Genomic DNA, 11,799 nt, shown 5'->3' with positions numbered 1-11,799 from the left:
ATGAAAAAAAGTGCGCTCATTCCTTATTTTTTCGTTGTAATGCTTACCTCATCTTGTGCCCAAAACAAGGATAATAGCATTAATCTTCCGAAAACCATTGATTTTACTGCTGAAGAGGTAGTTTCTGACATTCAGAATCCTTGGGGAATGGTTTTTATTCCAGGTGGAGGAATGTTGATTACTGAAAAAGCAGGGAAATTACTCCACTTCAAAGAAGGAAAAACTACAGAAATAGACGGTCTTCCTAATATATACGTTCGAGGTCAAGGTGGCCTTTTGGATATTGAACTGCACCCGGATTACAACAATAATGGTTGGTTGTATATTTCCTATTCATCAAACGATGACGGTGGAAAAGGTGGTAATACTACCATAATGCGGGCTAAACTCTCTAACAATAAGCTCGTTGAGAAAAAAGTATTGTACAAGGCCCTTCCCAACACTACCAAAGGACAACATTTTGGCTCCAGATTGGAGTTTGACAATGAAGGATACCTGTTTTTCTCTGTGGGAGATCGTGGAAATAGGGATGTGAACCCTCAGGACATTACAAAGGATGGTGGAAAAATCTATCGACTCCATGATGATGGACAAATCCCAAAAGACAATCCTTTTGTGAATAAATCTGGTGCAAAAACTGCAATTTATAGCTACGGGCACCGAAATCCTCAAGGCATAACCTTACATCCAAAAACCGGAAAACTTTGGGAACATGAACATGGACCACGCGGTGGAGATGAAATCAATATTGTCGGGAAAAAGAAAAATTATGGTTGGCCAATAATCACTTATGGAATTAACTACAGCGGCACCAAAATTACAGATGAAACCTCCAAGTCAGGAATGGAACAACCCATTTATCAATGGACACCTTCAATTGGCCCTTCGGGAATGACCTTTGTATCATCAAACAAATATCCGAAGTGGAAAGGAAATCTGCTCGTAGGCTCTTTGGCTTTTCAATATTTGGAGCGTTTGGTCATTGAAAATAACAAAGTTACCTACCGTGAAAAATTGCTCGATGGTATGGGTCGTGTTCGCAATGTACGTCAAGCCCCAGACGGATTTATTTACGTGGGGATTGAAGGTAAGGGAGTTTACAAATTGATTCCCAAGAATCAGTAAGTTCTATTTTAGTGCTTCAATAGCATTTTTTACGGAACCATATTTTTTCAAGGCTTTTCCAGCTGCATCATAATCTAACCCCAGTTCTTCAACTATATATCGAGTGCCGCGATCTACCAGTTTGGTATTGCTTAATTGCATGTTCACCATTTTGTTTCCTTTTACTCGACCTATTTTAATCATCAGTGAGGTTGTAATCATGTTCAGAGCCAGTTTTTGACTTGTTCCGCTTTTCATTCGGGTACTTCCAGTCAAAAATTCAGGACCCACATTAATTTCAATTGGAATATCTGAGCCCGTCGCTAATGGTGAACCTGGATTATTGGTGACACCAGAGGTCAGGATTCCATTTTCTTTAGCATCGGCTATACCTCCAAGCACATAAGGAGTTGTTCCCGAAGCAGCAATCCCTACCAGAACATCATTGGAATCGATATTGTACTTCATCAAGTCCTTCCAAGCCTGCTTTGGATCATCTTCTGCATGTTCCACCGATTTTCGAATAGCAACATCCCCTCCGGCAATCAGTCCCACTACCCTATCATGAGGCAATCCATATGTAGGGGGAATCTCCGAAGCGTCCAAAATACCTAATCTACCACTAGTTCCCGCTCCAATATAAAAAAGCCTTCCGCCTTTTAAAAAGCGTTCAGCGGTCATGTCCACCAATTTTGAAATTTGTGGGATAACCTTAGCTACGGCTTCAGCAATTTTCTGGTCCTCTTTGTTGATACTCTCTAAAATGGTGTGGGTGTCCATTTGCTCCAAATTGTCGTAATTTGAAGGGCTCTCAGTAATTTTTGTATAGTCCATTTTCATTATAAAAGGTGAATCTCTTGGTTTCTAAAAAGGTTTAACTGCCCATTGTTGGGATCAAGTTCGGTAATCATGGTACTTATGGCATTGATGTCACAGGTCTTATAACGGTGTTGGGAATTCAATTTTTCAGAAATGGATAACAGTATGGTTTTCTTGGATGCCTTTATGACTGCTTTTTTTACCTGAACAATGTCCCAATCAAACTCTGTTAATCCATAGCCTGAATCTACATAACCCGTTCCGATAAAACTATAGTCCACATGAATTTCAGACAATTGATTAATAGCGCCTGCACCCAATGAAATTTGAGAATCCCTAGAAACTTCTCCTCCGATCAAAATAACCTTGACATTTGGTTTAACCAAAAGTTCCAGGGCCACAGGCAAACTCATCGTAAAACAGGTCAGCTTAATATTTTCAGGAATTTTCCTGGCCAGTTCCACACAGGTAGTACCCCCATCAATAAAAATCACACCGCCATCCTTTAGTAAACCCACAGCTTTTTCGGCAATTTTCTTCTTCTCTTCAAGTGCATAAATATTGGTGTTTCTTACAGTGGTATTGGTAAAACCCAATGCAACTGCCCCACCATGTACCTTACGTAACTTGTTATCAGCGTCCAGTTCTTTTACATCCCTTCGAACTGTGTCTATAGAGACATCCAGAATATCAGCAATATCAGTAAGCAGCACCTTATTGTGCAATGCCACCTCATTTAAAATTGTCCGTTGTCGTTCTTCTTTGAGCATGTTCCCAATCTATTTTACAAAGATATACAATTACAAAGTTTGCCGTTTTATTCTGTTTTAAAGTTAATAAAATGTTATTAAATGCAAAAAACAGCACATAAAGAAGCAAAAAACAGCAAAATTCAATTTTATTTCCTACTTTTGCAGTGTGAGTTTTGATTTTGATAACTCAAAAACCAATAAAACAACGCCAATACATTGAAAATATACGTTTCATGGAAACAACATTAAAAAAGAAAAGTATCGACATTTCATATAAACCAGTTGGAAGGTTCGAAGAAACCCGTTTTGAGAAAATTCACAACATCATCTTTGATAACTCCAGAGAAGGTTCTGCGATAGTAGCCAAAGAAATTGCGGATTTGATCAAGCAAAAACAAGCCGAAGGCAAACCCTGCGTACTTGGTCTTGCCACGGGATCTTCTCCAATACGGGTATATGAAGAATTGGTACGAATGCACAATGAAGAAGGATTGAGTTTTTCCAATGTCACCACCTTTAATCTGGACGAATACCTTCCCATGGAAAGGGAAAACCGTCAGAGTTATCATTATTTCATGCATGAACATTTGTTCAACCATATTGATATTGCTCCTGAGAACGTTAATATTCCAGACGGTACGGTAACTGGCGATGCAATCATTGAGCATTGTGTAGCATATGAAAAGAAAATAAAAGATGCCGGAGGGTTAGATTTTCAGCTTTTGGGTATTGGCCGAACAGGCCATGTTGGTTTTAATGAACCTGGATCACATTATAACTCGGCTACAAGAGTCATTACCTTGGATCATATCACCCGAGTAGATGCGGCACCGGCATTTTTGGGAATCGACAATGTTCCAAGAAAGGCAATAACCATGGGAATTGCCACGGTAATGAGCGCAAAACGTATTGTTCTACTAGGTTGGGGGCAAAACAAGGCAGAAATCATCAACAATACCATAGAAGGTGAAATTTCTTCACAAGTTCCTGCTACCTACCTTCAAGAACATAAGAACTGTACTTTTGTTCTTGACACTGGAGCGGCAACCGAGCTTACAAGAAACAAAACCCCTTGGTTGGTTGATGAATCTTGTGAATGGTCAGAACAATTAACTGCAAAAGCTATTGTATGGTTATGTGGAAAAACTGGGAAATCCATTTTGAGCTTAACTGATAAGGACTATAACGACAATGGAATGTCGGGTCTTTTAACGCAACAAGATTCCTACGATTTGAACATTAAAATGTTCAACAGACTACAACATACTATTACAGGATGGCCCGGTGGTAAACCCAATGCAGAGGATACCCATAGACCGGAACGTGCACTTCCTCTTAAGAAAAGAGTGATTATTTTCAGCCCGCACCCAGATGACGATGTTATTTCCATGGGAGGAACCTTTGATAGGTTGGTATCGCAAGGGCATGAGGTTCACGTTGCCTACCAAACATCTGGTAATATTGCAGTTTCGGATACGGAAGCACTCAAATTTGCCGAAACAGCCAATTCCATACAACCTACACCGGAGGCTCAAAAAATCATAGATTCCATAAAATCTAAAAAAGAAGCGGATTTTGACCCCATTGAGGTAAGAAAGCTTAAAGGCAATATCCGAAGAGGTGAATCTTATGCCGCTACACGGTATTTCGGGTTGGATGATGCTAACGTACATTTTCTGGATTTACCTTTCTACGAAACTGGTGCAATAAAAAAGAATGATCTTTCCGATGCCGATGTTGCCATCATGGAGGATATCATCAAAAAAGTAAAACCACATCAAATATATGCAGCAGGTGATTTGGCAGATCCGCATGGCACACACAAAGTCTGTTTAGATGCGGTCTTTGCCGCTGTGGAACAGCTTAAGGATGAACCTTTCATGGATGAATGCTGGCTATGGTTGTACAGAGGTGCATGGCACGAATGGGACATCAATGAAATTGAAATGGCAGTACCTATGAGCCCAGGGCAGGTACTTAGAAAAAGACTTGCTATTTTCTGCCACCAATCACAAAAAGATGGAGTGATGTTCCAAGGCGATGATTCAAGGGAGTTTTGGATGAGGGCCGAAGAACGAAATAAAGATACTGCCGAGCATTACAAAGCGTTAGGAATGGCAGATTATGCTGCAATTGAAGCATTTGTAAGGTATAAGTTCAAATAATTGTTGAACAGAACAATTTTAGTTTTGAGTTAAATTAATTTTAAGTTCAAGAAAAGGCCTACTTTTAGTTTTAAGTAGGTCTTTTTCATTTACACCGTATGCAACGTATTCTTTTTTTGGTTTTACTCCTTTTTTCTTTTTCATGCTCAGTTTATAAAGTGCCCCAAACTGAGTTTAGAGGTGTGTGGGTTGCCACCGTCGTTAATATCGACTGGCCAAAAAATGCCAATGACGATTCAGAAAAGCAAAAAAAGGATTTTATCGAAATCCTTGATTTCTATCAAGATTTAAACTTCAATGCTGCCATTGTTCAGATACGCACCGCCGGAGATGCGTTCTATGAGTCAGACCTATCGCCTTGGTCCAAATATTTGAGCGGAAAAGAAGGAGAAGCTCCCCTGGGTTTTCACAAACCTTTGGAATGGATGATCAAAGAAACCCATAAACGGGGAATGGAGTTTCATGCATGGTTGAATCCCTATCGTGCTACTTTTGATTTGGATACAACAAAACTGTCCAAAGAGCACGATTTTTATCAACATCCTGATTGGATGCTTAAATACGGTAGAAAATATTACTACAATCCAGGATTGCCTGAAGTTCAACAGAAATTGACCAATGTAATCAAAGAAGTGATAGCAAATTATGATGTGGATGCCATTCATTTTGATGACTACTTCTATCCCTACAAAATCCAAGATGAAGTATTTCAGGACAGTCTTGCTTTTCAAACGTATAGTTTACAAAATCAAACGTTGGATGATTGGCGAAGAAGCAATGTGGATTCTTTAGTAAAAAAAGTACATAAAACCATCAAAAAGACCAAGCCTTGGGTGCAATTTGGTATTAGCCCGTTCGGGGTTTGGAAAAACAAAAGCACTGATCCCAATGGTTCCAATACAAGAGCGGGACAAACCAACTATGAGGATTTGTATGCCGACCCTTTACTTTGGATGGAAAAAGGCTGGTTGGATTATCTGGTTCCTCAAGTGTATTGGAGCATGGATTATCCACCTGCTTCGCACCGTATCATAACCCAATGGTGGTCTCAAAAGGCGAAAAACACGAATCTCTATATTGGTAATGGCACCTACAAAATCAAAAACAATCCAGATAAAGCCTGGAAAAGAAAAAATGAAATCCCCAAACAACTTTCTTTAGCAAGATCTACCAAGGAAATCACGGGCAACATTTTTTTCAGTGCCAAATCCCTTATTGGAAAACATGAAAAAATCACAAAACGTTTAAAACAGAAATTCTACAAATATCCCTCCCAAAATCCTGTTGGTCAATTAAAAACAAAAAGAACCCTATCAGCCTTGCTTATAGAATCTGCACATATACATGATGGAAAGCTTCAGGTCTGTGTTTCACATGACGATACTATTCCAAGATTTCTACAACTATACTCCATAAATAAGTCTGTCTCCAATCAAAAACAACTCATTGGAAAACGCTATCTTTCCATAGAAGAAAAACAACATTGTGCCCAAATAGATTTGACCACAAAACAATTGAAAAACAAGATTGGCATCTCATTGATTGACGCATATGGTAATGAAAGTCAAACCCAAATCATCTCTCAATCCATAAAACAAAGTAAATGAGCAGCGTACCCAAAGACAAAGGAGCATGGGCGTGGATTCCTATTCTCTATTTTACACAAGGAATCCCCTATATTATGGTGGTGGTGGTTTCTGTGATAATGTACAAACGATTGGGCATTGGCAATGCTGAAATCGGGCTGTACACCAGTTGGTTATATCTTCCTTGGGTTTTAAAACCATTATGGAGTCCACTTGTTGATTTAAATGGAACCAAAAGAAAATGGTTTTTGGCCATGCAGCTTGTGGTTGCCTTGTCTTTTTTGGGAATAGGGCTTTTTCTACCGTCCAATTCATTTTTTATCATTACCCTAGCCTTTTTCTGGATGGCCGCATTCGCATCAGCAACCAATGATATAGCCTCTGATGGCTATTACATGATTGGGCTTACACAAAAAAAACAATCATTCTTTATAGGGTTACGGAGTACTTTTTACCGATTGGCCATGGTAACTGGCCAAGGACTTCTGGTCATATTTGCCGGTTTTTTGGAAAACAAATACGGAGACAACACAAAAGCGTGGTCAATGACCATGATTTGTGCAGCAATTTTAATGCTAGTATTGACCATCTCCAATTTTTTTGCAACACCAAAATTTGAGCAATCGTCCAGCCTGAACCAAGAAAAACCCGCTGGATTTTTAGATGTTTTCACCTCTTTCTTCAAGAAGAAACAGATTTGGATTGCCTTGGCCTTTATACTTACCTATCGATTGGGAGAATCACAATTGGTAAAAATGGCCTCTCCTTTTCTATTGGATACTTTGGATGTTGGTGGACTGGAATATTCAACCGAAGCCGTAGGTACAATTTACGGTACAGTGGGTGTCATCATGCTTTCTTTGGGTGGAATTTTAGGCGGAATCCTGATTTCAAGAGATGGTTTGAAAAAATGGATGCTTCCCATGATGCTGGCGCTCAACCTACCCAATGTTCTTTATGCACTTTTGGCCTTCACGCAATCCACAAGTTTGTTTGCTGTAGTGGGAACCGTTGTTCTGGAACAGTTTGGCTACGGGTTTGGATTCGCGGCTTTCCTCATCTATCTTATCTATATTGCAGAAGGAGTTTCTAAAACTTCCCATTATGCTATAGCCACAGGATTTATGGCGCTAGGCATGATGCTCCCAGGAATGCTGAGTGGATATATTCAGGAGTGGCTGGGCTACGACGGTTTTTTTCTTTGGGTGGTCATAGCAGCTATTCCTGCATTTTTAATTCTACAGTTTTTAAAATACCCCGAGGATTATGGTAAAAAGTCCAATTCAAATGAAGATGCATAGCGTACTCTCATATAAAGAAGCATCAGAAAAGCTCACCCTAAAACAAAAGGTAGGACAACTGTTCATGCCTGCCGTTTTTATAAATGATACCGAAGAAGAAGTTCAACAAATTGAAAACTTGATTCGTACCCAAGCCATTGGTTCGATTTGTTTTTTTCATAGTCGTGCCAGTGCTGCCACCAATTTTGAAGGTAAAAAGAAAGTAGTCCATAACGAGCATAGTTACAACCGGTTAAAACAGCTCATTTCCAGATATCAAAAAGCCGCTGAATTTCCATTATTGATAGCCATTGATGCCGAATGGGGACTGGCCATGCGTATTGAGAACACCAATCAATATCCTTACGCAATTACTTTGGGGGCAATCCATGAAAATTCAGAATTGATTTTTGAGGTTGGAAAGCAAATCGCCATGGATTGCAAAGAGGCTGGTATACATTGGAATCTGGCTCCCGTGGTTGATATTAATGATAATCCAAAAAATCCGGTTATAGGCTATCGGTCCTTTGGTGATGATAAGAACAAGGTGCTTTCTAAAGCAAAAGCTTATTTAAGTGGAATGGAAAGTGTTGGTGTATTAAATTCTATCAAACATTTTCCGGGTCATGGTGATACCGCAACCGATTCCCATTTAGGGTTGCCCGTGATCACCAAATCCAAAAAAAAATTACAGGAGAACGAATTATATCCATTTTCCAAACTTATAAAACATGGAGTAGATGCGGTCATGGTTGGTCATTTAGCTGTTCCTGCTTTAGATGATTCTGAAAATCCGTCCACTACCTCTTCCAAAATAATTACTGATGTTTTGCGGACAGCATTGGAGTTTGATGGTGTAATCATTTCCGATGCGCTCAATATGTATGCTGTTTCCAAAAAATTCCCGCAAAAGGGAACTTTGGAGTCGGCAGCTTTTATAGCAGGAATGGATGTAATGTGTTTTTCGGAATATGTGGAGGAAGGTATTCAACAAATCATAAACTCAGCCACTAAAGAACGTATTGAAGCTAGTTTCAAAAGAACCTGGAAGCTAAAAGAACAAGCTTTCGCAGATGCTGGTCAAGAGCATAGTATCTCCTCCCCTTTGGCTTTGAACAAAGTATTGGCTCAGCATAGCCTGACCGAACTTTATGGCAATGCACCAATTGTTGAACAAATCAAAAAATCCAATTTTTTGAATCTTTCCGTGGACAACCAGAAAGAAAACCTTTTCTCAGCAGCTATTGAAAAACAAAACGGACAATGTCACCATCAATTGGAATTGAATTCAATACATGAAATTAGAAATCTCACTGCTGACCATAAAAATATTGTATTAGCTCTTTTCCCTCCTTTTGTAAAACCTAAAAACCTATTTGGGCTTCAACCTGAAATATTGGGTTTCATCAATGAAATGGTAGCGCAAAAGAATGTTCTGATTTATCTTTTTGGAAACCCATATGTATTGGATATTTTGGAATTAAACCCATCCGCTAATGTAGTAGTTGCCTATCAAGATTTTTCTGAGTTTCAAACCGAAGCCTATCATCACTTTACAAATCAAATTGAGGCCAAAGGAAAGCTTCCAGTAAAACTTCAAAACTATCATGAAAAAATATAAGGTTTTAGGGTTAATGTCCGGTACCTCTTTGGATGGTCTTGATTTGGCTTATTGTCATTTATGGCAGTCCAATGGCCATTGGAGGTTTTCCATTGAAAAAACAAAGGATGTTTCATACGATCGCAAACTAAAGCATGTTCTGAAAAATGCTATTTACCTTTCTGAGGAGGAACATGACCAATTACACAAGGACTATGGGATTTGGCTGGGGAAACGGGCTAAAACTTTTATTGAAGAACAGCATTTAGAAGTTGATTTTATTGCGAGCCACGGACACACTTCGCATCACAGGCCGGAAGATGGAATTACATTTCAATTAGGAGATGGGCAATTATTGGCCAATACGAGCGGCAAACAGGTCATATGCGATTTCAGGACCAAGGATGTTTCTCTGAATGGACAAGGGGCCCCTTTGGTTCCGATTGGCGACCAATTATTGTTTTCTGATTATGATTTCTGTTTGAACTTGGGAGGAATTAGCAATATGTCTTTTGAAAAAGATGGCAAACGAATCGCTTATGATATTGGTCTGGCCAATATGCCATTGAACTACATTACCCAGAAAATTGAGTTGGATTATGATGAAAATGGAAAACTGGCACGGTCAGGAAAACTGGATAAGGAATTGCTTCAACAATTGAATCAACTGGAATATTATAAGCTTCCTTATCCTAAATCCACAGGTTATGAATGGTTTACCGAACAGGTTGCCCCACTGATTGAAGCTTCCAAAGTTTCAGAAAGTGATTTGCTGCACACTTTTATACACCACAACTGTGAACAAATTACAATTGAAGTACACAAACATGCTATTAATCCTAAGAGCAAATTGTTTGTCACAGGTGGTGGGGCATTGAATCAGTTTTTTATGGATATACTTCAAACCAAACTTGGAACATCCGTTGAAGTCATTGTTACCAACAAAACATTGATTGCCTATAAGGAAGCATTGGTTTTTGCTTTAATGGGAGTGCTTCGCGTTAAAAACAAAATCAATGTACTTTCCTCAGTAACCGGAGCAACTCAAGACTCAAGCAGTGGTGTTATTTTCTTGCCAAAAAATTAGACCGTGGCAATACGTCTTGGTTTGCGTATCGTCATATAAATAACAAGAGAAACCAACCCACAAATACCCAGCCCCGCAAAAAGTGGCCAAACACTGGTATCAACAAAATTCCCAATAAAAGCGGCAATGGGAATAGCCAACAAAGTGGATACAAATCCATTAATAGCAGCTCCAATTCCAGCTATATGACCAATGGGCTCCATAGCAATAGACCTGAAATTTCCCCACATAAAACCAAGACAAAAGAATTGTGCTGAAAGAAATCCAACTAAAACAAAGATGTTTGGGTTAGGTGAATTCCAAAAAAGAAATGCATACAATAAAGCAATCACACAAAAAGCCATTAGTGCCATCAATGAGAGCTTACGCATACCGAAACGCAAGACCAATGTTCCGTTTAAAAATGTTGAAAGACCTATGGAAATCGCCAGTCCTGCAAAAATATATGGGAATGCTTCTTTCATTTGGTAGATATCCTCAAAAACGTGCTGCGCAGCACTCAAATAGACCAAAAAGGCTCCAGTCACCAATCCAGACATTAAGGTATATGCAATCGTTTCTTTGTATTTAATGAATTCTTTGGTTCCGTCCACAAAAACGTGCCTCGTAAATGGTATCTTAAATTCCGGTTTCAAGGTTTCAGACTGTCTTTTCCAAAACCAAATACAGACCAGAAGACCAAATACCAATTGTATGTAAAAAATGGCTTTCCACCCCAAGCTATCCAAAATGAGTTTTCCAATAGCAGGAGCCACAACCGGGACCAGAATAAAAAATGCCACAACAAAGGACATTACCTTGGCCATATAATCCCCTTTGTAAGTATCACGAATAATAGATATTGCTAAAGTCCGTGGCGCAGAAAGCCCAATACCTTGAAGAATCCTACCTATAATCATAATCTCTAAAGATGGTGCAAAAACGCATATAATGCTTGCAAAAACAAACAATGAGAAGCCCACATAAACTATCGGTTTTCTGCCATAACAATCAGATAGAGGGCCAAAGAACAGTTGCCCCAAGCCTAGACCCAAGAAAATCATGGTAACCAGCAATTGATTATCTGTAGGATTGAGGCTATTTATGGCCACTCCAATGTCAGAAATTGCTGGCAAAAGAGCATCAATTGCCAAGGCTACAATGGACATCAATGAGGCCATTAAAGCAATAAACTCAAAATTCGGTTTTTGGGTATCTTTTTGCATTACGCAAAATTACGTATACCCTATTCAGCAACGAACTTTTTTAAAAGGTATTTGGATATGGGATTATAAAAAGTTTTTATAGTTTAAAAATCACAAAGGAATATTCCAGTATTTTTTCATTTGTCAGGTCGAGCGCAGTCGAGACCTAATTAAGCAGTTCGATTTTCAATAATCTCTCGACTGCGCTCGAGGAGACAACTG

General features: G+C 39.1%; 10 protein-coding genes. 6 read left to right on the top strand and 4 right to left on the bottom strand.

Annotated features, from left to right (window positions below; translation table 11 throughout):
* On the top strand, nucleotides 1-1,125 hold the full coding sequence (locus tag CRO15_RS10990) for a PQQ-dependent sugar dehydrogenase (RefSeq protein ID WP_097045877.1): 1,125 nt from the start codon (nucleotides 1-3) through the stop codon (nucleotides 1,123-1,125).
* A 3-nt stretch (nucleotides 1,126-1,128) separates the two neighbouring features.
* On the opposite strand, the gene CRO15_RS10985 is transcribed toward CRO15_RS10990, so the two are convergent.
* Both CRO15_RS10985 and CRO15_RS10980 read right to left on the bottom strand, forming a co-directional pair.
* On the bottom strand, nucleotides 1,129-1,938 hold the full coding sequence (locus CRO15_RS10985; protein WP_097046195.1) for an N-acetylmuramic acid 6-phosphate etherase: 810 nt from the start codon (nucleotides 1,936-1,938) through the stop codon (nucleotides 1,129-1,131).
* 5 nt (nucleotides 1,939-1,943) lie between these two features.
* Nucleotides 1,944-2,693, bottom strand: a complete 750-nt coding sequence (locus CRO15_RS10980) for a DeoR/GlpR family DNA-binding transcription regulator (protein WP_097045876.1) — start codon at nucleotides 2,691-2,693, stop codon at nucleotides 1,944-1,946.
* 215 nt (nucleotides 2,694-2,908) lie between these two features.
* Between CRO15_RS10980 and nagB the strand changes: the two genes are divergently transcribed.
* A complete protein-coding gene (nagB, locus tag CRO15_RS10975) occupies nucleotides 2,909-4,840 on the top strand; it encodes a glucosamine-6-phosphate deaminase (protein WP_097046194.1) in 1,932 nt (643 codons plus the stop codon).
* Between the two features lie 18 nt (nucleotides 4,841-4,858).
* Here nagB and CRO15_RS20015 read toward each other — a convergent pair whose 3' ends face one another.
* Complete coding sequence (locus CRO15_RS20015) at nucleotides 4,859-4,984, bottom strand: hypothetical protein (RefSeq protein WP_280950967.1); 126 nt, start codon at nucleotides 4,982-4,984, stop codon at nucleotides 4,859-4,861.
* A 14-nt stretch (nucleotides 4,985-4,998) separates the two neighbouring features.
* Here CRO15_RS20015 and CRO15_RS10970 point away from each other — a divergent pair, with 14 nt between their 5' ends.
* Genes CRO15_RS10970 through CRO15_RS10955 form a run of 4 tightly spaced genes read left to right on the top strand, consistent with a single transcriptional unit; the run spans nucleotide 4,999 to nucleotide 10,393 of the window.
* Nucleotides 4,999-6,447 (top strand): glycoside hydrolase family 10-like protein, encoded by a 1,449-nt coding sequence (locus CRO15_RS10970; protein ID WP_243396952.1) that lies wholly within the window; start codon nucleotides 4,999-5,001, stop codon nucleotides 6,445-6,447.
* The gene (locus CRO15_RS10965) at nucleotides 6,444-7,727 is read left to right on the top strand and encodes an MFS transporter (protein ID WP_097045874.1); all 1,284 of its coding nucleotides are present in this window, start codon (nucleotides 6,444-6,446) and stop codon (nucleotides 7,725-7,727) included. Before CRO15_RS10970 ends, CRO15_RS10965 begins: the two co-directional genes overlap by 4 nt.
* A complete protein-coding gene (locus CRO15_RS10960) occupies nucleotides 7,720-9,327 on the top strand; it encodes a glycoside hydrolase family 3 protein (protein WP_097046193.1) in 1,608 nt (535 codons plus the stop codon). The genes CRO15_RS10965 and CRO15_RS10960 overlap by 8 nt, the downstream gene beginning before the upstream one ends.
* Entirely contained in the window at nucleotides 9,314-10,393 is a 1,080-nt protein-coding gene (locus tag CRO15_RS10955) for an anhydro-N-acetylmuramic acid kinase (RefSeq protein WP_097045873.1), read from the top strand. Before CRO15_RS10960 ends, CRO15_RS10955 begins: the two co-directional genes overlap by 14 nt.
* Here the strand turns inward: CRO15_RS10955 and CRO15_RS10950 are convergent.
* Nucleotides 10,390-11,598, bottom strand: coding sequence for a multidrug effflux MFS transporter (locus tag CRO15_RS10950; RefSeq protein ID WP_097045872.1), 1,209 nt, complete (start codon nucleotides 11,596-11,598; stop codon nucleotides 10,390-10,392). The genes CRO15_RS10955 and CRO15_RS10950 overlap by 4 nt on opposite strands.
* Between the last annotated feature and the right edge of the window lie 201 nt (nucleotides 11,599-11,799).

The organism is Flagellimonas pacifica (genome assembly GCF_900215465.1).
Lineage (GTDB): Bacteria > Bacteroidota > Bacteroidia > Flavobacteriales > Flavobacteriaceae > Flagellimonas > Flagellimonas pacifica.
Note: the sequence above shows the minus strand (reverse complement) of the source record. Positions and strands in the feature narration are given on the sequence as shown.

Excerpts from the sequence above, each read along its gene's own strand:
- CRO15_RS10990 (WP_097045877.1), top strand. The coding sequence starts at position 1 with ATGAAAAAAAGTGCGCTCATTCCTTATTTTTTCGTTGTAATGCTTACC.
- CRO15_RS10985 (WP_097046195.1), bottom strand. The coding sequence starts at position 1,938 with ATGGACTATACAAAAATTACTGAGAGCCCTTCAAATTACGACAATTTG.
- CRO15_RS10980 (WP_097045876.1), bottom strand. The coding sequence starts at position 2,693 with ATGCTCAAAGAAGAACGACAACGGACAATTTTAAATGAGGTGGCATTG.
- nagB (WP_097046194.1), top strand. The coding sequence starts at position 2,909 with ATGGAAACAACATTAAAAAAGAAAAGTATCGACATTTCATATAAACCA.
- CRO15_RS20015 (WP_280950967.1), bottom strand. The coding sequence starts at position 4,984 with ATGAAAAAGAAAAAAGGAGTAAAACCAAAAAAAGAATACGTTGCATAC.
- CRO15_RS10965 (WP_097045874.1), top strand. The coding sequence starts at position 6,444 with ATGAGCAGCGTACCCAAAGACAAAGGAGCATGGGCGTGGATTCCTATT.
- CRO15_RS10960 (WP_097046193.1), top strand. The coding sequence starts at position 7,720 with ATGCATAGCGTACTCTCATATAAAGAAGCATCAGAAAAGCTCACCCTA.
- CRO15_RS10955 (WP_097045873.1), top strand. The coding sequence starts at position 9,314 with ATGAAAAAATATAAGGTTTTAGGGTTAATGTCCGGTACCTCTTTGGAT.
- CRO15_RS10950 (WP_097045872.1), bottom strand. The coding sequence starts at position 11,598 with ATGCAAAAAGATACCCAAAAACCGAATTTTGAGTTTATTGCTTTAATG.